General features: G+C 50.3%; 18 protein-coding genes. 11 read left to right on the top strand and 7 right to left on the bottom strand.

The genetic code is table 11. From position 1 onward, the window contains the following. The 3 genes from LQ777_RS01590 to LQ777_RS01580 all read right to left on the bottom strand — a co-directional run bounded on the left by LQ777_RS01590 (position 1) and on the right by LQ777_RS01580 (position 7,251). Positions 1-1,656 carry an OmpA family protein gene (locus LQ777_RS01590; protein ID WP_232560768.1) on the bottom strand — a complete coding sequence of 552 codons (1,656 nt, stop codon included), beginning with the start codon at positions 1,654-1,656 and terminating at the stop codon, positions 1-3. A gap of 83 nt (positions 1,657-1,739) precedes the next feature. Beyond that, positions 1,740-4,040 carry an ATP-dependent helicase gene (locus tag LQ777_RS01585; protein WP_232560767.1) on the bottom strand — a complete coding sequence of 767 codons (2,301 nt, stop codon included), beginning with the start codon at positions 4,038-4,040 and terminating at the stop codon, positions 1,740-1,742. Between the two features lie 259 nt (positions 4,041-4,299). Continuing rightward, on the bottom strand, positions 4,300-7,251 hold the full coding sequence (locus LQ777_RS01580; RefSeq protein WP_232560766.1) for an RHS repeat domain-containing protein: 2,952 nt from the start codon (positions 7,249-7,251) through the stop codon (positions 4,300-4,302). Between the two features lie 240 nt (positions 7,252-7,491). Between LQ777_RS01580 and LQ777_RS01575 the strand changes: the two genes are divergently transcribed. From LQ777_RS01575 to LQ777_RS01560, 4 genes are all read left to right on the top strand, one after another. Then, a complete protein-coding gene (locus LQ777_RS01575) occupies positions 7,492-8,013 on the top strand; it encodes a DinB family protein (RefSeq protein WP_232560765.1) in 522 nt (173 codons plus the stop codon). Between the two features lie 87 nt (positions 8,014-8,100). After that, positions 8,101-10,308 (top strand): S9 family peptidase, encoded by a 2,208-nt coding sequence (locus LQ777_RS01570; RefSeq protein WP_232560764.1) that lies wholly within the window; start codon positions 8,101-8,103, stop codon positions 10,306-10,308. A 108-nt stretch (positions 10,309-10,416) separates the two neighbouring features. Continuing rightward, a complete protein-coding gene (locus LQ777_RS01565; protein WP_232560763.1) occupies positions 10,417-11,277 on the top strand; it encodes a phosphodiester glycosidase family protein in 861 nt (286 codons plus the stop codon). Positions 11,278-11,283: 6 nt separating this feature from the next. Beyond that, complete coding sequence (locus LQ777_RS01560) at positions 11,284-11,964, top strand: NUDIX hydrolase (protein WP_232560762.1); 681 nt, start codon at positions 11,284-11,286, stop codon at positions 11,962-11,964. Positions 11,965-12,124: 160 nt separating this feature from the next. Here the strand turns inward: LQ777_RS01560 and LQ777_RS01555 are convergent, their stop codons facing one another. From LQ777_RS01555 to LQ777_RS01540, 4 genes are all read right to left on the bottom strand, one after another. Then, positions 12,125-12,754, bottom strand: a complete 630-nt coding sequence (locus LQ777_RS01555) for an LON peptidase substrate-binding domain-containing protein (RefSeq protein WP_232560761.1) — start codon at positions 12,752-12,754, stop codon at positions 12,125-12,127. Between the two features lie 21 nt (positions 12,755-12,775). Then, the gene (locus tag LQ777_RS01550; RefSeq protein WP_232560760.1) at positions 12,776-13,561 is read right to left on the bottom strand and encodes a cysteine hydrolase family protein; all 786 of its coding nucleotides are present in this window, start codon (positions 13,559-13,561) and stop codon (positions 12,776-12,778) included. A 25-nt stretch (positions 13,562-13,586) separates the two neighbouring features. Next, positions 13,587-13,796 carry a hypothetical protein gene (locus LQ777_RS01545; protein ID WP_232560759.1) on the bottom strand — a complete coding sequence of 70 codons (210 nt, stop codon included), beginning with the start codon at positions 13,794-13,796 and terminating at the stop codon, positions 13,587-13,589. Between the two features lie 89 nt (positions 13,797-13,885). Then, complete coding sequence (locus tag LQ777_RS01540; RefSeq protein WP_232560758.1) at positions 13,886-14,779, bottom strand: EamA family transporter; 894 nt, start codon at positions 14,777-14,779, stop codon at positions 13,886-13,888. 150 nt (positions 14,780-14,929) lie between these two features. Here LQ777_RS01540 and LQ777_RS01535 point away from each other — a divergent pair, with 150 nt between their 5' ends. From LQ777_RS01535 to accC, 7 genes are all read left to right on the top strand, one after another. After that, on the top strand, positions 14,930-15,469 hold the full coding sequence (locus LQ777_RS01535; protein WP_232560757.1) for a YceD family protein: 540 nt from the start codon (positions 14,930-14,932) through the stop codon (positions 15,467-15,469). 77 nt (positions 15,470-15,546) lie between these two features. Further along, positions 15,547-15,741, top strand: coding sequence for a 50S ribosomal protein L32 (rpmF, locus tag LQ777_RS01530; RefSeq protein ID WP_077923042.1), 195 nt, complete (start codon positions 15,547-15,549; stop codon positions 15,739-15,741). Between the two features lie 145 nt (positions 15,742-15,886). Further along, positions 15,887-16,828, top strand: coding sequence for a phosphate acyltransferase PlsX (gene plsX / locus LQ777_RS01525; protein ID WP_232560756.1), 942 nt, complete (start codon positions 15,887-15,889; stop codon positions 16,826-16,828). Between the two features lie 90 nt (positions 16,829-16,918). Further along, positions 16,919-17,902, top strand: coding sequence for a beta-ketoacyl-ACP synthase III (locus LQ777_RS01520; protein ID WP_232560755.1), 984 nt, complete (start codon positions 16,919-16,921; stop codon positions 17,900-17,902). Positions 17,903-17,989: 87 nt separating this feature from the next. Next, the gene (gene efp / locus LQ777_RS01515) at positions 17,990-18,553 is read left to right on the top strand and encodes an elongation factor P (RefSeq protein ID WP_232560754.1); all 564 of its coding nucleotides are present in this window, start codon (positions 17,990-17,992) and stop codon (positions 18,551-18,553) included. 80 nt (positions 18,554-18,633) lie between these two features. Next, the gene (gene accB / locus LQ777_RS01510; protein ID WP_232560753.1) at positions 18,634-19,128 is read left to right on the top strand and encodes an acetyl-CoA carboxylase biotin carboxyl carrier protein; all 495 of its coding nucleotides are present in this window, start codon (positions 18,634-18,636) and stop codon (positions 19,126-19,128) included. An 88-nt stretch (positions 19,129-19,216) separates the two neighbouring features. Next, complete coding sequence (gene accC, locus LQ777_RS01505; protein WP_232560752.1) at positions 19,217-20,560, top strand: acetyl-CoA carboxylase biotin carboxylase subunit; 1,344 nt, start codon at positions 19,217-19,219, stop codon at positions 20,558-20,560. Positions 20,561-20,570 lie beyond the last annotated feature (10 nt).

Genomic DNA, 20,570 nt, shown 5'->3' with positions numbered 1-20,570 from the left:
CTATTTTTTCACGATTACAAATTCTACGCGTCGGTTCTTCTGCCGCCCTTCGTCTGTGTCGTTTGGTGCGACGGGCTTGGCTTCTCCAAACCCTTTGCTACCAACCCGATCCGGCTCAATGCCTTTGCTGATAAAATACTCACGAACAGCGTCGGCCCGGTCCTGCGACAGCTTTGCGTTTATTTCGTTTGAGCCTGTATTGTCGGTGTGACCACGCACTTCGATGATCATTTTCGGTGTTTCGTTCAACGTTGTCACCAGACGATCAAGTTCAGGACCGGATTCCGGACGAAGCTCCGATTTGCCCGTATCAAAGAAGATGTTATTCAACCGAATCGCTCGTCCTTCTTCGATAGGCACCAGCTTCAGTTCTTTCCCTTTAATTTCCTGAAAACCCTTCGTCTGGGTCAAATCCACGTTGTCGCCTTCCGCAATAAAATCTTTGGCGATAGCCCGCATGCTGTATTTCTGGCCGTAGGGAAGCACGATCTTGTACTCACCCGTAACCGGGTCCGACGTAGCCTCACCCGCTTCGGCTCCATCGGGGAGCGTCTGGTACACAATTCGGGCTTCAACGGGCTTACCGGTTTTCTGGTCAATTACTTTTCCGCTGATTAGCGCTACTGGATCGGGACGCGTTACATCACCCTTGCCAGCCACATCGTCACTACCGCCCAATCGCCCCGGCTGGTTGGTTGGTTGATCCTCAGTCAGCTTCACCCGCACGATGTCGCCTTTGCCGAGCGTATTCTTGAAGGTGGTCAGATAAGCATAATCGCCCGAAGCAGCCAGCGTGTAATACGCGTCATAGCCTTCGGTATTGACTTTGGGGCCCAGATTAACAGGTTTCGTCCAGTGTTTCCAGGTTTTGTCTACGCGCTTACAAACGTAAATGTCATTACTACCCAGTCCCCCTTCGCGGTTACTGGAAAAATAAAGCGTGGCCCCGTCGGGAGCCAGAAATGGGGTCGTTTCCGTAAACTTTGTATTTACTTCCGGGCCAAGCTCCATCGGCTTCGTCCAGGAGCCGTCCTTTTGCCGAAAGCTGACGTAGATATCGTCGTCTTTGCTGTTCTTCTTTTCGCTGAACGCCATCAGCAGCACCTTACCATCCGCAGACATGAAGCCACAGTCGAACTGTCCCTTGCTCATGTTCACGTAGCTCGGTATATCGAGCTTTTGCGGAACGGACCAACCGCTGGCCGTGCGTTTACTGGTCGAAAAACCGCGCGTTTCGTAGTTTCCATTGGCATACTGTCCCTTGATCAGCATCGAATTGCCATCGGGCGTAATGCTGTAGGCACAGTTATATTCATCCTTATTCAGCGGAAAGCCCATGCGCCGGGCGGGTCCCCATTTACCGCTGGCCCCATCGAGTTCCGAATACCAGATATCCTGACTGCCTTTGGTTCCGTGCGTATTGTTGGGATGGCTTATCCGGGCAAAGTACAGCGTTTTGCCATCCGGCGAAATCATCGGGTTGATCTCGTTGTATTCCGAATTGACCTGGCTACCCAAGTTTTCAACTTTTGTGTCCGATGCACTGGCAGTTTTGGTCGAGTCTTGCCGCTGCGCAGGGTCGCCTGGCTGCGCGAAAGCAGCCAGGGATGCTATTGAAAAAAACAAACTGGCGACAACGATACCGTTGGCATTCATACTATGGTAAAGGATAGTGGAGTTGTTTAAGGGAAACGACAGGCAAACCCGGTTCTGTATAGCAAACTACGAAATCTGGTCTCTTATGTTACTACCCTCAACTTTGCAAAACTAAGCAACAGCACTTTTTCGCCAACGCCAGCGGTTTCAAACTGGATCGTAGCCTTACGCTCGGTACCGTTTACCTCCATTTTTTTTACCGTTCCGAAGCCAAACTTCGCGTGTTCGACGCGCTGTCCAGCGGCTAGTTCAGCGGTACTGGTGGGCGCAAAATCAGCCGAGGGTGTATGCGATACGGTTGGTTGTGGAGCCTGCCTTTGAGCGGTTTTCTGGGCCAGCGACCGCACAAAGGCCATCGAACCTGTTGAGGTGCTTTCACTACGATCTCGTTCAGGACGGTCAAAATCCATTCGGCTCGGGGCCGACCGTAACTTCGCCATTTTTAGATACCGCTGGTCTATTTCCATCAGGAACCGGCTTGGCTCGCACATTTTCAGGCGACCGAAGTGATAGCGTGTTTCGGCGTACGATACAGTCAGGCGCTTTTCGGCACGGGTAATCGCTACGTAAAACAGTCGCCGTTCTTCTTCCAGGTCGTTGCGGCTTTCGAGCATCATCTGACTAGGAAAAAGGTCTTCTTCCAGCCCGACAATGTGTACGTATTTAAATTCCAGTCCCTTGGCCGCGTGAATCGTCATCAGCGTCACCTTGTCGTTATCACCGTCATCTTCTTTTTCGTCGGCGGTAGTCAGCAACGACACAGATTGCAGGAAGGCTCCCAGGCTTTTTTCCTCGTTATCGGGATTATCGACAAACTCTTTGATGGCGTTCAGCAATTCCTGTACGTTTTCGTACCGGGCCAGCCCTTCCACGGTTTTGTCGTCGTACAGTTCTTTCAACAGACCCGACGCTTTAGCAATGTGCGAGGCCACTTCAAACGCATCTTTCTGATCGAGCAGTAGTTTAAAACTTTTGATCAGGTCCGCAAACGCTTCAATGGCAATAGAGGCACGACCAGCAATGTGCTTATTGATCTCGGCAACGATTTCCCAGATCGAATCTTCTTTTTCGGCGGCTATTACGCTGATTTTCGCTACCGTCGTGTCGCCGATACCCCGCTTGGGTAGGTTGATGATGCGTTTGAACGCTTCTTCGTCATTCTGATTGACCGTAAAACGCAGGTACGCAATCAAATCCTTGATCTCTTTCCGCTGATAGAATGAAAGGCCACCGATGATACGGTACTTGATGCTTACTTTCCGCAGGGCTTCCTCAAACGCCCGCGACTGAGCATTGGTCCGGTACAGAATGGCAAAATCGTTGTTGACGAGACTGCCGTTCATCTTGGCTTCAAAAATAGCCGACGCGACGAGCCGTCCTTCCTCGTTATCCGACGATGCTTTGATGACATCAATCAGTGGACCGTCTTCGTTGTCGGTGAAAACGTGCTTTTCCAGCTGATTTTTGTTGCGGGAGATAATGGAATTAGCCGCCTGAACGATCGTTTTTGTCGAGCGGTAATTCTGCTCCAGTTTCACGATCTTGACGTTTTCTTTGCCGTAATCGCGCTGGAAGTTCAGGATGTTCTCAATGTTAGCCCCCCGGAAGGCGTAGATACTCTGCGCATCGTCGCCTACCACGCAGATGTTCTGATGAACGGCTGCGAGCTTCCGCGTGATGAGGTACTGCGATACGTTGGTATCCTGAAACTCATCGACCATTACGTGCTGAAACTTGTGCTGGTACTTGTTCAGAATATCCAGATGGTCACGGAACAGCACGTTCGTGTTGAACAGCAGATCATCGAAGTCCATGGCGTTGGCCGCAAAGCAACGAACGGCGTATTGCTTGTAGATCCGGCCAATGTGTGGCATTCGGGCCGCTTCGTCGTCGGCCTGAATCACCGCATTATTCAGGTAATCGTCGGGGCCGATCAGCCGGTTCTTCGCGCCCGAAATACGTCCGAACACGTTGTTGACCCGGTACACTTTATCGTCCAGCCCCATTTCTTTAACGATACTCCGCAGCAGCGACTTCGAGTCGTCGGTATCGTAAATCGAAAAGTTGCTGGTGTAGCCAATCGCCTTGGCTTCGATGCGCAGGATCTTGGCAAAAACGGAGTGGAAGGTACCCATCCAGATGTTGCGGGCTTCGGTGCCAACAACCGTTTCGATCCGTTTCCGCATCTCACCGGCTGCTTTATTCGTAAACGTCAGCGACAGAATCCGAAACGGATCGACGCCATTTTCGATCAGGTGGGCAATCCGATACGTCAACACGCGCGTCTTACCCGAACCAGCACCGGCTATAATCATCAGCGGACCATCACCGTGCATGACGGCTTCCCGCTGGGGGTCATTCAATCCAGAAATATAATCAACCATACAAAGACGTTGGAGAGCATACGCTGGATGCTGGATTCAACGAACGTCCAGCGTGTGCTATCCAGCATCCAGCGTCTTTATATAACAATCAAAGCTACAAAAAAATTTGGTTAGCGAGGGGCGAAAAAGTAACGGGTACGGATGGTTCGCTTAGTTCGCCACTGACTTCGGAACGGCCTACTTCAATCACGGATCGATCATTAAAAAAAACAGGCTTCCGGTTTCTCAGAAGCCTGTTTGCGAACTCAATACGCTACGTTTATTGCTTGATAATCTTTACGGTCTGTACTTGCTGCGGGGTCGCGGCCTGTAGCAATAATAATTTAGGTGCGGATGCATGTAGCCAGAATTGCTGCTCCTCTACCGGTTTGGCCTGCTCAATCGTCCGGCTTTCCAGCAAGCGACCTTGTAAGTCCGTTAGCCGCAACTGTACCGATTGGCCTTCAGCACCCCGTATCTGAATGTTCACCCAGTCCTGAACCGGGTTTCCGAGTAGTTGCACTGAGAACGCTTGTCCTACTTCTATTGCGCCCACTCGCGTCCGACCACAGGCAGCCTTTAGGTCCCAGGTATACGTAACAACCTGTCCACTCTGACGCGCCATAATCGTGAAGGGTTGTACATCGCTCGCAGTGCGGCTCTCCCGATCGACAAACTGGCTCGGATTGGTTGTCCAGTCGGTAATGCCAATGGCTCTGAACTCAATCGGCGAGCCATCCCCCCCTGTTGTCTTAAATGTAATGGCACCGGTAGCACAATCGTAGGTGGGCTGCGTAAGTGTCAATGTTCCTCCGGTAGGGGAATTGACGACGGTGATGGTAAAACGAGTTGTGTAGGGATCATTGGGATACTGCGGATCAATGGCCGTTACCATCACCGGATATACACCCACCGTAGTTGGATTGCCACCAATCCGAACTATAAAGAACGTACTCATCACCACCTCCGTTTTGAGAGACAATCCGGGCGGCAAGCCCGTTGCCGATATCGACCACTTCTTATAATTGTTGGGATCAGAGGGGCTGTAGTAGCCTTGCCCAATCTCAAAGGGTGGATAGAGGACCACTTTACCGACTTCCAGGCTTCGATCCGCCACCGAGGTGTAAAGCGGAGAGCGCTGACGGGAGGTGCAGTAAGCCTTCAAATCGAAGGTATAGCTAGTCGTATAGCCGCTCTGGGTCGCTTGGATGGTAATAGGCTTGGGATCATTACGCAGTCCCTGCTCAACGACGCCGGTGTTGTTGCTGGCCGACGAGCGAGTAATTCCTGGCGCAGAATACGTGATGGGTGAACCGTCGCCACCACTTGTGTTAAAAGTGATAGCCCCCGTTGCGCAATCATACGTAGGCTGAGTTAATTTTAAATCCCCTCCGGTGGGTGGATTGACGGACGGGTCAATTACGGTTATTGTGAAGGTTCCAGAAGTAGAGATGCTAGACGCGGTATACCGAAAGAAGTAAGCGGTTACCGTGATTAGGTAAGTACCAGGCTTGGTAGGTGTACCCGTAAAATAAGCATCGCCTATTCCTGTTCCCGAATCGGTATCATCGAAGAAATACAAGCCGGGTGGTGTATTCGTAGCTTCAAACGAAAGCAGGTAAAAGCTGGTACCGTGGTGCGAGTTAGGATCTTTAAAATTAAAGTTGACCCTATAACGATCCAAGCTCTGCCCCACTGTTAAGGTAAGATTTTGAATGGGTGTGGCAAGAACTGGAGGATAGGGTCCGTTGTTGGATGTACAACTTGCTTTTAAATCAAAGATGTAACTTGTTGTATAACCATGCTGCGTAGCCTGGATAGTAATGGACTTGGGATCATTGCGTAAGCCCTGCTCAATAACTCCCGTGTTGCTGGTAGGTGAAGAACGGGTAATTCCTGGTGCCGTATACGTAATAGGTGAACCATCGCCACCACTTGTGTTGAAGGTGATGATACCTGTATTACAGTTATAGGTTGGCTGGGTTAGCTTCAAAGTCGATGTGGGTGTTGATACGGGTGCGCTTAACTTGACTACCCATGTAGCTTCATCACTCGTTGTCTTGCCGGTTACATCGCCATCCGTTGACGTAGTCGTACCAACAGCAATATAGCCGCCATCATCTGTAGCCAGAATAGCCTGCCCCTTTTCTTTGCCTGAACCGCCTAACGTCTTTGTCCAACTTACTTCATTTTGCGCATTGATCGCCGTTAACCGAATATCACCATTATTCTGACTGCTGACATCCATGAGAGTTAGATAGGCAGGAACTCCATTCTTTGCTGAATTACCTATCAATGTACAATCGTAGTATGTGTCAGGAGCTTGGCCCGATAACTGAAATGTACCTATAGCAATTCCATCCGCACCTATAGTGATCGTTCGAGTGGTTTCGGGATCATTGGTATTCGACCCAATGGCTACGTAAGCGTCATTGGCAAAAGGACTTTGAACAACGTCCCTGAAATATGAAAAATCGTTATAGCGTCTTTGCCATATGCGATTGCCCTGACCATCTATTTTAGCTGCCCATCCATTGCTGCCCTGATAAGGACCAATTCCACCAACGCCACCGGTTAGTATATAACCGCCATCCGCTGAATTGATTATATTTCCTGAATAAAGTTTAACATCGGTCTCATAATAATACTCCCGCTGCCAAACTATGTTACCGTCCTGGTCAAGCTTCATGGCAACTACCCCTCTCTGCCGTCCCGGACCAGCCCCGCCAAAGGCCATATAGCCACCTTCTGGGCTCGAAATAAGGTCTGTTACACTTATACCACGCTCATTAGGTAATGTACCTACTAGTAGTTTTCTGGAAGTTACTTCACCAGCACTATTAAACTTAACCAGCGCATAGCGCCCCGCATCTACTACGATCATTGCGAAACCGCCATCTGGCGTCTCTATAAGTCCGTATGCAGTATAAAATTGAGCGTATTGACCGGGTACACTCGTCAACGGATTACCTGTAATGGTAGTACTCCATAGCACCTCGCCAGTAGCCGATAACCGATGAAGTTGACCGTATGTCAAAATAGCATAACCGCCACTACTCACTTTCACAATCCTGGATCCTGTCGCATTTAACGGTTGGTTACCAATCGTCCGCTGCCATTGAATTTGGGGTGGAGAAACGGTTTGCGCCTGACTAAAAAAGGCTAAGCTTACAGCGCTCACTAACATTATTAACCAACCGAAGCCCGTTAATTTTCCGTAGTTATTTTTCATAGAATTGATGGGAAACGTGGACAAACACTTTGTTGATAGAACATACCCGTTGCATGTGAATACCTGCCGCTCTAAATTTCCGCTTACTGCCAGCAGCCAATCCTACCGGTTTCTGTTAGAGCGGCAAGTATACACATTGGTCACGGCTGATGATTGATTTGTCCCCAATCCGAAAGAAATAGTCCCAATTCGAAAACTCACCAAAGTTTCAGATCTTTCGGCAGCCAATCATTCGCCACTATGACTAAGTCCGACATTCCGGCATTGCCCCAATTTTTCGACCGCTACATCCACCTGGTCCAGGACATCGACATCATTGATGCACTGACTCAACAGGCATCTTTCAATAGCCTGATTCCACTTGAAACGCTCGACGCGTTGGGCGATCTCCGCTACGCGCCCGGCAAATGGACGGGCAAGGACATTCTTCAGCATGTTATCGATACCGAGCGTATTATGACGTACCGTGCGATGCGCTTCGCCCGCAACGACAAAACCGCCTTACCCGGCTTCGATGAAGATCCGTTTGCCCATTCGGCTCAAGCCAACCGCCGGACGCTTGCGGATCTGTATGATGAATTTGCCAGTGTTCGGCAGGCGACCATCTGGCTGTTCAAAAGCGTTGACGACGAAATGTTGGTCCGCAGCGGTACCGCTTCTAATCAGACCATATCCGTACTGGCGCTGGGCTTTGTGGTAGTTGGTCACGCGCGGCACCACGCAGCTATCCTGCAAGAGCGTTATCTGCCTTTGCTGTCCTAATCAGGCAGGCATTGCTGAAAAGGGGTGTAGAACAATCATTCTACACCCCTTTTTTGTATTTTCGCCAACATATAACCTGAATTAGCTATGCTAAAACGAACTTTCCTTTTTCTTACACTGACAGCACAGGTCGTCTGTGCGCAGACCAAAAGCAAGGTTGTCGTTACCGATCTGACACGCATCAGGCAGGTAGGCGGCATCGAACTCTCCCCCGATGGTAAACAGGCGGTTTACACGCTCACGACGATTGAGCCAAACCCCGACCAGAAGGAAGAATACGAATACAAAACGCACGTTTACCTGACCAATCTTAAGCCCGGCGACAGCAAAGCCCTGACCCGTGGTAACGAATCGGCCCGGCAGGCGGTATGGTCGCCGGATGGTCAACGGATTGCCTTTGTGCGGACCGTAAAAGGCAAAGGTCAGATTTTTGTCATGCCGCTCAATGGTGGTGAAGCCTGGCAGCTGACCAACAGCCCCTACGGTGCGTCGAGCCCGGTCTGGTCGCCCGATGGGAAGCGGATTGCCTTTTCGGGTACCGTCACTACGGCGCAGATGCTAACCGATTCGGTGTTGAATCCGAGTAAGAACGGTCCGCTCTGGTCGCTCGAAAAGCCGGGTTTTGCCAATAACAACTTCATCAAGACAGACAAAAAAATCAAAGCGAACCCCGACGGATCGCTGGCCGAAATTCGGGCGTATCTAAACAAAGACGTTGACGATAAAAAGGCAAAGGTCATTACCCGGCTTAACTTTCAGGGAGAGTCTACGACCGAGCCAGACCTTAGTTTCACGCATTTGTACGTGATCGACGTCAACGAAGAGGCAACACCCAAAGCCCTGACGCGTGGCTTTTCGTCGTTTCAGGCAGGAACCTGGCTACCCAACGGGCAGGGTTTACTAGCCGTAACGGATCGTGACTCGCTCAAGCACCCCGACCGTGAATCGGACAACGCCATCGTATTCATCCCGGCCAATGGCTCCGGTACTCGGACGGTCGTACTGGCCGAAACCGGAAAAAGCTACGGTTCGCCGGAGGTTTCACCCGATGGCAAACAACTGGCCGTTCTGATGAGTCCATCCGAAGGCGTCAACTTCGCGCAGATTGGTCTGGCAACGTTAACCGGTACAACAGCCTCAACCATCCAGCCCGTTACCTTCGACCGGGCAGCGAGTAATCTGACCTGGACAGCTCTTCCATCGTCGGGCAAAGGCAAGAAAGGAACCACTGGCTATGCGATCTACTTCACCGCTGCCGCAAATGGTGGAACTCCGCTCTACCGACTCGATCCCGCAACACGCCAGGTAAGTCAGTTAACTCCGTTTGAGAGTGGCGTAACGAATTTCGACATCACTGGTGGTCAAATCGTTTTCGCCAAAACGGAGGTAACAAACCCATCGGAACTGTATCTAACAAACGCCGAGGCCAAGGCTCAGACGAAGCTGAGCAATTACAACGACTGGGTCACTCAAAAGCAGCTTAGCTTTCCCGAAAAGCACACGTACAAGAATTCGCTTGGTCAAACGGTTGATTACTGGATCATGAAACCAGTCCTTGTGGAAAATGGTAAAAAATATCCGCTCCTGCTCAATATGCATGGTGGGCCAACCGCCATGTGGGGACCGGGCGAACCGTCAATGTGGCACGAATTTCAGTATATGTGTTCGCAGGGGTACGGGGTTGTCTACGCCAATCCACGCGGTTCGGGCGGTTACGGACTCGAATTTCAACGGGCTAACATCAAAGATTGGGGAACCGGCCCGGCCGAAGATGTACTGGCTGCGGCAACCGCTGCGGCAAAGGAAGCCTGGGTCGATACAAGTCGGCAGGTGATCACAGGTGGTTCATACGCGGGCTACCTCACGGCCTGGATCGTCGGCCATGACAACCGATTCAAAGCCGCTTTCTCGCAACGCGGTGTGTACGACCTGACAACTTTCCTGGGTGAGGGTAATGCCTGGCGGCTTGTGCCAAACTACTTTGCCTATCCGTGGACAGCCGAAGCCAAAGTGCTGGACGCCAACTCGCCGTACACGTTCGTGCAGAACATCAAAACGCCTTTGCTGATCAAACACGGCGAAAACGACCTGCGCACGGGTATTATCCAGAGCGAGATGATGTATAAGAGCCTTAAAATTCTGGGCCGTCCGGTTGAGTACGTTCGGATGCCGGGGGCAACGCACGAGTTGAGCCGTACGGGCAATGTCCGTCAGCGTATTGACCGGATGCTTCGGATTTACGAATTCTTTGAGCGCTACGTCGGTCCCGATGCTCAGGGCCTGACGCAGAAATAAGTTAATTTGGTAAACCTGGAGGAAGCCGGGATATTCGTGGACGCCACGCTTTAGGCGCTTGGTAGCTCCCCGACTAGGTCGGCTTCCTCTGCGTTTACAAACGATTCTATGTATCTTTCTCGAGTCACTTTATTGGTCGCTATCACCTTGCTGAGCATTCGGTTCACCTTTGCTCAGTCAACGGATTCCGTACAGGTCAAAACGGCCAACTGGCGCAACAGCCGCATTCACCGCCGTATCCTCTGGCAGGAAGCGCACTTCGACAGCTTGTTTAAATCGAAACAGAACATTAACCTGATCGTCCTCAAAAATCGTCGTCGGCCGACCATCGCTTTTGGATCAGCCGGTGATAGCTTAAAGCCGACTAGCTGGTTCGGTCAGAAATTCAAGGCGTTGGTTGCCCTAAACGGCACGTTCTTCGACACAAAAAAGGGAGGTTCGGTCGATCTGATCAAAATTGATGGTCGTGTGCTGGACACCACTCGATTGTCCGGCAAAACGATGGTTGAACATCAGCAGGCAGCCATTGTTATTCACAAGAATAAGGTTAAGCTTGTTTTTGGCGGTAACCAGCCCGGTTGGGACCGGCAACTGTCGGCGGAAAACGTGATGACAACGGGTCCGTTACTACTGCGCAACGGCAAGCCGCATCCGCTTCAAAAGAACGCTTTTAACGACAATCGTCATCCGCGGGCGTGTCTATGCGTAGGTCCGGGCAAACGGCTGATTCTAGCTACCGTCGACGGACGAAATGCGAACGCACAAGGCATGAACCTGCACGAACTAACGGATCTCATGCGCTGGCTCGGTTGCCGCGACGCAATCAACCTCGACGGAGGTGGCTCCACAACGCTCTGGATTCGCTCGGTAGGTCAGGGGAGCGCTGGGGTCGTTAATTATCCGTCCGATAGCAAGCAGTGGATTCATACCGGCGAACGCCCGGTGAGTAACGTAATTTTGATTCGATAAACGACTATGAGTAAACACGAAGAAGCCCTTCAGGACGCACCGAAATTCAAATTCTGGAAAAGCCAGATGGAAAGCAATGGGCTTAAAATTAACGCGATCAACGATTTTTACATCCGGCGTCGGCATAATGGTGAAGTACTCTTCGCCATGCTCGAAGTAGACGCCGATACACCCGAGGGCGATAAAATTCCACCGGCTTTGTTCTTGAAAGGCCATGCGGTCTGTATGCTGGTGGCCCTGATCGATAAAGAGACCAAACAGAAATACGTCGTGTTGGTTCGTCAACGGCGGATTGCCGATGGGTCGCATACGTACGAGCACCCCGCCGGTATGGTCGATGCCAGCGATGCGCCGGATGAAGTAGCCGCTCGTGAGCTAGGCGAAGAGATTGGTCTTACCGTCACGGCTGATGAGTTGACAAAGCTTAACTCCCAGTTGTGCTATCCTAGTACGGGGACAAGCGATGAAGCGATGCATTATTTCTACGTCGAACGCGAAATGTCGCACGACGAAATCATGAGCTTTCACCACAAAGATATGGGCAACCAGTCGGAGCACGAACGGATAACCACCGTTGTTACGTCACTGCCCGAAGCGCACAAATTGGTCAACAACGTCAATGGTTTGTTGCTGCATTTCTTTTACCTGCAACACGTCGGTGATTACGAGACAATGAAATTGCTGTAAGCTCCGTGGGCGTGGTGTGAGCGTGGTGTCGGCGGGGCCGCCCGCGCGGTTCTCAAAACCGACACGGATTTCTGCCGCCAGGTGTCGGTTTCTCAAAACCGACACCACGCCTAGGACAAGAGTCTGTCACTCCCGAAAGATCGGCTCTCAAAGGAGCTTGTTAAAAATTGAGCGGATCGAGGTTTTTGAAGTGGCCGTTCATGCGGATGCGCTGCTTGGTCCGCTCCATGTCAGCCACTACAGGCATGACATTATTAAGGTGCTGAATCAAAAAAAGCTGACGTTCGGCTTCGGTTTCAAGGGTCAGCAACTCATATTCCTGATCGACCGATAAACCAACTTTGTGCGCTACTTTATACGAAAAATTTTCGCTGGTTGGATCGCAATCGTTTTCGATCTGCAACAAGCCGTATAGACGCTCTAGGCGTTCCATCAATGCCGTCGCGTGAGCGCTGAAGCTATCGCTCTTGTCAATCATTTCTACTTCCCCACCCGCATAGAGCTTTCCGGGAATAGGGTTTTCGAAATTAACTAACCGGAACACCGATAGTCCTTTGGACTTAATATCCATCCGTCCATCGTCGTAACGTCTGTGCAGACTGGTTACGTGCATTTCGGTGCCGTAACCCGGCATCTTGTTATTGATGAATGCCGGAATACCGAACGTACGCTCCTCTTCCAGACACTCATTAATGAGCTGGCGATAGCGCGGCTCGAAGATGTGGAGATTCAAATCTTCGCCCGGATAAACGATTAAACTGAGCGGAAACAGTGGTAACGTTTTTTCCATACAGCCGAAAAGTACGGGTTTTCAGCTAAAAACCGCGTCTGATTTCACAAAATGCACATTTCTTGCGCGAGCTTCAGCATAAATCGGATCAGCAAGATGACCTAAGCCCGTTACGTCCGACATACAATCAGTCACGACCGTCACTTTGGGCACAAGCTCCGGAGCAAAGTCAAGGATTTGTTTCAAGCTATTGGCTACACAGTGGGATTTAGCTTCGCCCATCAGGTAAACCCGGTCGAAACGATCAAGGTCAGCAATCAGGCCCGTGTTGAGCTGTGATTCGGGCACCGCCGGATCGGGAACCTGCGCCCGGAAAATACCGAAGTGCTCCGACAGCGGGTGTAATCCTTTCGGAACCGCCACGTAATCAAGCTCTCGCTGGCGTGACCAATCTTTCAACGCATCGAGCAGGGTATCGTGTAAGGCGGCACCCCGCGAGCCGATCAGGCAATGCTCGGGCCAGATAAAGTGCGCAAGCTGCCCATCCGCTTCCAGATCGTGAACGTATTGCTTCGCCTTTTCGACCGCAAAACGTGGAACCCAACGTCCGGCATCAACGTCTTCGGCTGAAATGCGGGTAAAGGGTGCCGGATGCTGCCCATTATTGTCTACCCAAAATAAAGGATGGGCAATATCGAGCAGATGGTGTGTATCGAGCGTCACCACTATATGGTCGATCTGATCCGTATGCTGACGAATCAGATTGGCCATACGCATAACGTCCTGTTCGGCCCCCGGTACAAACAAAGCTCCGTCGGGATGGCAGAAATCAAATTGGGTGTCAATGATAAGGAAAGCGTTTGCCACGAATCCTGATTTTTCGCTTGTCTAATTAACTGTCTTTGCGATGTGGAATTACCGTCCAGTTCTTTACCCCGGGTCTGTGCTCATAGATAATGTCAGCAGCGACCTCTTCCAGATTTTCTTCATTGGTGGTAAAAAACAAGCTTTCGGGGTGATCGTTGTCCTGCGTTATACGCACTTCATAATACTCATTGTGGTGTTCGATGTCGTGTTTTTCGACGAGTTTGTACTGAGACATAGCGGAAAAGTTTATAACGGTTTGTCGTAGCGGTTAATCAGCTACGGACTATAGATTCAACAATCATAACCTACTTCGCGAGTAGATGTTTATCCCAGTACAGTGATTAGAATAGCCCCGGCAACCATGATACCAGCCCCTATTAGCTTCCGTAGTATACCTTGTTCATTGAAAAATCGGTGCCCAAACAGCACGCTTATTAACGCTGATGTCTGAAACAAAGCCAGCGCATAACCGACCTGCATCCCCGCCAGGGCAATGTTGCTGGCGACCTGCGTGACACCAACCGTCAGGAACAAGGCCAGGTATGTGCTTTTCTGCGAAAAAAGCAGGCTCGTTTGCTCCTGCCAGCGGTCTTTCAGAACGATCAGCATCCAGATGAGCGTAAAAGCAAACCCGAATATACACCAATAAAAGAACGCTATAGTCGGCGACGAGAGAACGATTGCTTTTTTCAGAAACGCTCCGTCGATGGCCGAAAATACCAGCGCTGCCAACCTTAATTTCACTTCCTGTCGACCGAAAATACGCCAAGAAAAGCCTTTACGCTGCTGTTTATTGCTTAGTACGACATAACTACCGACTACAATAAGTACAACGCCCGCCAGCCCCCACCAACCCGGAATTTCGTTTAAAAGAAAAATGCCAACAACAAGACCTACTACCGATTTATACGCATTGATGGGGCCTAGTACCGACAGATCGCCGATGTGCAGTGCTTTCACCAGAAATACATTTCCAAGCATCGCAAACAGACCAACGACTAGCATACTTAGCCAGAAAGCTTTGGGTAAGCCTTCAACCTGAAGCTGGGGCCAAACCGTGAGACAAGCCAGCGCCAGAAACCCGTAAGTAGCCGAAATGATGAACAACGGATCGGCAGATCGGTGGGTAAGCTGCTTCTGAAATACGTTCGAAAGCGGATTGGCAATAATGCGGATCAGTACCGCCAGCGAGGTAACGCTGACAAAGGTTACGAACATAAACAAGCAGGAAGGTAAGTGTCAGAGTTACAAAAATTTCTCAAAAAGTGGAAGTTAATGTTAAACCGCAAACCTTTTTTAGCTTAGCACTTTACTGATTAACAAACATTTCGTACCTTTGCGGTCTTATTTTGAAGAGGAGACACAGAGGTGAACCCACTACGCGCATACGACATTAATATTGTCGGTCTGGACAACAAACGCTACGAGTACGATTTTACATCGGACGACGCGTTTTTTGCTGCGTTGGAACAGGATCTAATTCAGAAAGGGAACGTTCGGACTCATGTGACACTGGATAAGTCTGAAACGATGATCCGGCTGGATTTTCACATCACAGGCACCGTCGAACAAGTATGCGACCGGAGCCTTGATGACTATGATGAACCTGTTGATACGCAGCAGACGATGCTGCTTAAGTTTGGCGACCACAACGAAGAGCTGAGCGACGAGATTGAACTGATTGAGCGCAGTACGGCAACCATCAATGTAGCTCACTACATTTTTGAGTTTATTAGCCTGTCGCTGCCCATGAAGCGATTGCATCCCCGTTTTCGCGATGAGGATGATGCTGACGATGAGCAAAACGGTAAAGTAATTTACCGCTCTGACCCCGAAACGACAAGCGAAGACGAGCAGCCGGAGATCGATCCGCGCTGGGCGGCCTTGCGTAAATTGAGTGATAATTAATCTGTTTGTTGTTCACGGGCTTGTGTGTGATGGCCTTCGAACGATGAACCTAAAAACTATAAACTACAAACTGTTTTATGGCACACCCCAAACGACGCCACTCTAGCACCCGGCGCGATAAGCGCAGAACTCATTACAAGGCTACGGCCGTAACGCTCTCGACAGACGCCCAAACAGGTGAAGTTCATGAGCGCCACCACGCTCACGTTTTCGAGGGCAACTTGTTTTACAAAGGCCAGATGATCATTGAGAATTACGCTAAAACAGCTTAATTGTCATTCTATTATAAAGAGTATTTCGTTGACGTCTTCCTGAAGATGAACGCGAAATACTTTTTTATTGCCCGCCACCTCCCTATTTTTACGCGTATTTTTTGCTAGCCAGTATAAGCTGGGAGGTATTGAACAAACGGAGTCAATGAAAATTGCAGTGGACGCAATGGGTGGCGATTTTGCTCCCGAAGCAATTGTGGAAGGAGTTGTAATGGCCGCTGCTGAATTGCCGGAAAATGTAACTATTGTGCTGATTGGCAAGCAGTCCCTTGTGCATGAACTAATCCAGAAACACGGTGCGGAAGCCGTTGCCAATATTGAATTGGTCAACGCTGACGACGTCATCGAAATGAGTGAGCACCCTACTAAAGCTCTCTCGCAGAAACCCAATTCCAGTATCGGAGTTGGGTTTAAGCTTTTGAAAGACGGTCAGGTCAACGCTTTTTGCAGCGCCGGAAATACGGGAGCCATGCACGTTGGTGCGCTGTTTAGCATAAAAGCCATAGAGGGTATCCTACGGCCGTGTATTGCCGGTTTTGTCCCACAGATCACAGGTGGTCATGCCGTTATGCTCGACATTGGAGCCAATGCTGATTGCAAGCCCGAAATGCTCGCTCAGTTCGGTGAGATCGGCTCGATCTACGCTCAGTATACGTTCGACATCGAACGGCCCCGCGTAGCGCTGATGAACATCGGTACCGAAGAGCAAAAAGGATCCCTTGTGGCCCAGGCAGCGCATCAGCTGCTCAAAGACAATCGAAAAATCAATTTTGTCGGTAACATCGAAGGCGGAGATTTCTTCGCGGGCAAAGCCGATGTCATTATAACCGATGGCTTTACGGGTAACACCATGTTTAAGCTCGGCGAGTCGTTTTACGGAATGGCATTGCAACGGGGCATCCGTGACGAATTTCTGGATAAGACCAATTATGAATCGGTAGGCGGTAGTCCTATTCTTGGCGTTAATGGAAATGTCATTATCGCTCACGGAATTTCGTCACCGCTTGCGATCAAAAACATGATTGGTCTGGCCATCCGACAGGTTGAATCAGACGCTTACACCAAAATCGCACAGGCCCTCAGTTAATGATCGGTCTATGTTCAACGCTTTCAGGTATTATCTTGACTGCTGGAAAGGTATAGACCGTAGGCTGTAAATTTTTTGTACCACCGAATTATGAGTAAAGCTGCCATAACAGGAGTCCACGGCTATGTACCCGACTACGTGCTGACCAATACTGAATTGGAGCGCATGGTCGATACAAACGATGAATGGATTACAACGCGGACCGGGATAAAAGAACGTCACATTCTGAAGGGCGAAGGTATGGGGTCCTCGCATATGGGGGCCAAAGCAGTGGCGGGTTTACTCGAAAAGCTGAACACGAAACCTGAAGAGGTCGATCTGCTTATCTGCGCGACGACCACGCCCGATTATGTATTTCCCTGCACGGCGAATCTTATCTGCGATATGGTTGGTATTCGGAATGTAGGTAGCTTCGACATTCAGGCCGCTTGCTCGGGCTTTCTGTACGCAATAACCGTCGGCTCACAGTTTATCGAGACGGGTAAATACAAGAAAGTGATTGTTGTCGGCGCCGATAAGATGTCGGCAATTGTTGATTACACGGACCGGACAACCTGTGTTTTATTTGGCGATGGCGCCGGAGCGGTAATGCTCGAACCAAACGATGACGGTCTGGGTATTCTCGATTCGCTCATTAAGTCCGACGGTACCGGCCAGAACCACCTGTTCCAGAAAGCAGGCGGCAGCCGCTACCCGCCCACCCACGAAACTGTTGAAAAGCGATGGCACTACGTTTACCAGGATGGTCCGTCGGTGTTTAAATTCGCAGTGAAAAATATGGCCGATGTATCGGCTGAGATTATGGAGCGTAACCAACTGACAGGCAGCGATGTTGCCTGGCTGGTACCGCACCAGGCAAACAAGCGCATCATCGACGCAACGGCTCACCGCATGGGTATTGAGTCCGACAAGGTTATGATGAACATCCACCGATACGGCAACACGACAGCAGCAACCATTCCGCTTTGCCTGTTTGACTACGAATCGCAGTTAAAAAAAGGGGATAATCTGGTATTGGCTGCTTTTGGTGGTGGCTTTACCTGGGGAGCGGCCTACGTAAAGTGGGCGTATTAACTTTACATACGATGCATGGTATAGGATACATGAACATCACGGCGTCCTATAGCATACGTCCAACATCTACTATCATACATTTTTGACATGGCAACGACCGCAGACATCCGCAACGGACTAGTCTTAAACTTCAACAACGACCTCTTCCAGATTACTGAGTTTCAGCACGTGAAACCCGGTAAAGGCGCGGCTTTTGTGCGTACCAAACTAAAAAGCCTTACTACAGGTCGGGTGATCGACAATACGTTCAACTCGGGCGTAACGATTTACCCTGTTCGGGTTGAGCGCCGGAAATTCCAGTTTCTTTACAAAGACGAAGCGGGTTATAACTTTATGGACCAGGAATCGTTTGATCAAATTAACATCGATGAGAAACTCGTTGATGGCTCCGATCTGATGAAAGAAGGCCAGGAAGTTGAAATTCTGATCAATGCTGAAAATGACACTCCGCTTTCGTGCGAATTACCGCCATTCGTTGAGCTGGAAGTGACCTACGCCGAGCCAGGTATTAAAGGCGATACAGCCAACAGCCCTAAAAAGCGGGTCGAAGTTGAGTCGGGAGCCAAAATCATGGTACCACTCTTCATCGAGTCAGGTGAAAAAATTCGAGTTGATACCCGTACACGGGATTATGTAGAACGCGTGAAATAAACAAGAAGTGAGGAGCGAGTTGTGAGCACGACACCAATCTTTGCCTCTCACCCTCTCTTCTCGCTCTTCACTCCTAGACTATGAGCACACAAGACATTCAGCAACTAATTGACTTCATCTCTCAATCGGGATTAGATGAGGTAAATATCGAAACGACTGACCTCAAGATCAGCGTAAAGCGCTACGGATCAGGCGCGCCTGTCGTTGCCGCAGCCGCTCCAGCGCCCGCTGCCCCTGCACCAGTAGCCGCTCTACAACCGCAGCCAGTAGCAGCCCCAGCACAAACAGCCGCAGCCGCCCCGACAGTGGCAGCCCCCAAAGCTGATTCATCAAACTACGTTACCATCAAATCGCCCATGATTGGTACATTCTACCGGTCATCCAACCCCGAAACACCTTCATTTGTAGAGGTAGGCGACACTGTAAGCGAAGGAAAAGTAGTCTGCATCATAGAAGCCATGAAACTGTTCAACGAAATTGAATCCGAAGTTTCTGGACGCATCGTTAAGGTGCTTGTCGAAAATGCAACGCCGGTTGAATATGATCAGCCCTTATTTTTGGTAGAACCTATTTAATAGCGAAAGCGTGAACGCGTGAAAGAGCGAGCGTTACAAGCGCAGTAGTTTCGCTCTTTCACGCGTTCACGCTTTTCCTCTCTCGTTTATGTTCAAAAAAATATTAATCGCTAACCGAGGAGAAATCGCCCTGCGAATTATTCGGACGTGCCGCGAAATGGGTATAAAAACGGTCGCTGTTTACTCAACGGCTGACCGGGATAGCCTACACGTGCGCTTCGCCGACGAGGCTGTTTGCATTGGCCCACCCGTCAGCAAACAATCGTACCTGAGTATCCCCAGCATCATTTCGGCTGCCGAAGTCACAGGCGCGGATGCGATTCATCCGGGCTACGGCTTCCTGTCGGAAAACGCTGAATTTTCGCAGATCTGCGCCGATTACGGGATAAAGTTCATAGGAGCGACCGCCGAACAGATCAACGGCATGGGCGACAAGGCAACCGCCAAGGCAACGATGAAAATCGCTGGTGTTCCGGTTATTCCGGGTTCCGATGGCTTGCTGGAATCGATTGAAGAAGGCAAAGCATTGTCTGCGGAAATGGGCTATCCCGTTATCATCAAAGCAACGGCCGGTGGTGGTGGACGCGGGATGCGGATTATCCGGGCGGAGAACGAATTCGAGAAAGCCTGGAACGACGCCCGTACGGAAGCAGGAGCTGCCTTCGGAAACGATGGTCTTTACCTCGAAAAATTTGTAGAAGAACCCCGTCACATTGAGATCCAGATTGTTGGTGATCAATACGGACGCGTGTGCCACCTCTCCGAACGGGATTGCTCTATCCAACGTCGGCACCAGAAACTGGTGGAAGAAACCCCTTCACCCATCGTTTCGCAGGATCTTCGCGACCGGATGGGAGAAGCAGCCATCAAAGGTGCTCAAGCTATCGGCTACGAAGGAGCCGGAACGGTTGAATTCCTGGTCGATAAGCACGGGAAGTTCTACTTCATGGAGATGAACACCCGGATTCAGGTTGAACACCCGATCACCGAAGAAGTAACGGATTTCGATTTGATTAAAGAGCAGATCAAAGTAGCCGCTGGCGTTGGAATCTCGGGACAGAATTATACACCGAAATTGTACGCTATGGAGTGCCGGATCAACGCCGAAGATCCAGCGAACGGTTTCCGCCCATCGCCGGGAAAAATTACCGTCCTGCACATGCCGGGTGGTCATGGCGTTCGGGTCGATAGCCACGTGTACATGGGTTATACCATTCCACCGAACTACGACTCAATGATTGCCAAACTGATTGTATCAGGGCAGTCGCGGGAAGAAGTAATTACCCGGATGAAGCGGGCTTTGCAGGAATTTGTGATCGAAGGTATCAAAACGACCATTCCGTTCCATATCAAGCTTATGGACGACCCCGGCTTCAAATCGGGTCAGTTCACAACCGCATTCCTGGAAACGTTCGATTTTAGCACGTTGTAGTATTTACCTA

The sequence above is a fragment of the Spirosoma oryzicola genome (assembly GCF_021233055.1).
GTDB lineage: Bacteria > Bacteroidota > Bacteroidia > Cytophagales > Spirosomataceae > Spirosoma > Spirosoma oryzicola.
Note: the sequence above shows the minus strand (reverse complement) of the source record. Positions and strands in the feature narration are given on the sequence as shown.

What these genes read in the sequence shown, in the direction of transcription:
- LQ777_RS01590 (WP_232560768.1), bottom strand. Translation starts at nt 1,656, where the DNA reads ATGAATGCCAACGGTATCGTTGTCGCCAGTTTGTTTTTTTCAATAGCA.
- LQ777_RS01585 (WP_232560767.1), bottom strand. Translation starts at nt 4,040, where the DNA reads ATGGTTGATTATATTTCTGGATTGAATGACCCCCAGCGGGAAGCCGTC.
- LQ777_RS01580 (WP_232560766.1), bottom strand. Translation starts at nt 7,251, where the DNA reads ATGAAAAATAACTACGGAAAATTAACGGGCTTCGGTTGGTTAATAATG.
- LQ777_RS01575 (WP_232560765.1), top strand. Translation starts at nt 7,492, where the DNA reads ATGACTAAGTCCGACATTCCGGCATTGCCCCAATTTTTCGACCGCTAC.
- LQ777_RS01570 (WP_232560764.1), top strand. Translation starts at nt 8,101, where the DNA reads ATGCTAAAACGAACTTTCCTTTTTCTTACACTGACAGCACAGGTCGTC.
- LQ777_RS01565 (WP_232560763.1), top strand. Translation starts at nt 10,417, where the DNA reads ATGTATCTTTCTCGAGTCACTTTATTGGTCGCTATCACCTTGCTGAGC.
- LQ777_RS01560 (WP_232560762.1), top strand. Translation starts at nt 11,284, where the DNA reads ATGAGTAAACACGAAGAAGCCCTTCAGGACGCACCGAAATTCAAATTC.
- LQ777_RS01555 (WP_232560761.1), bottom strand. Translation starts at nt 12,754, where the DNA reads ATGGAAAAAACGTTACCACTGTTTCCGCTCAGTTTAATCGTTTATCCG.
- LQ777_RS01545 (WP_232560759.1), bottom strand. Translation starts at nt 13,796, where the DNA reads ATGTCTCAGTACAAACTCGTCGAAAAACACGACATCGAACACCACAAT.
- LQ777_RS01540 (WP_232560758.1), bottom strand. Translation starts at nt 14,779, where the DNA reads ATGTTCGTAACCTTTGTCAGCGTTACCTCGCTGGCGGTACTGATCCGC.
- rpmF (WP_077923042.1), top strand. Translation starts at nt 15,547, where the DNA reads ATGGCACACCCCAAACGACGCCACTCTAGCACCCGGCGCGATAAGCGC.
- plsX (WP_232560756.1), top strand. Translation starts at nt 15,887, where the DNA reads ATGAAAATTGCAGTGGACGCAATGGGTGGCGATTTTGCTCCCGAAGCA.
- LQ777_RS01520 (WP_232560755.1), top strand. Translation starts at nt 16,919, where the DNA reads ATGAGTAAAGCTGCCATAACAGGAGTCCACGGCTATGTACCCGACTAC.
- efp (WP_232560754.1), top strand. Translation starts at nt 17,990, where the DNA reads ATGGCAACGACCGCAGACATCCGCAACGGACTAGTCTTAAACTTCAAC.
- accB (WP_232560753.1), top strand. Translation starts at nt 18,634, where the DNA reads ATGAGCACACAAGACATTCAGCAACTAATTGACTTCATCTCTCAATCG.
- accC (WP_232560752.1), top strand. Translation starts at nt 19,217, where the DNA reads ATGTTCAAAAAAATATTAATCGCTAACCGAGGAGAAATCGCCCTGCGA.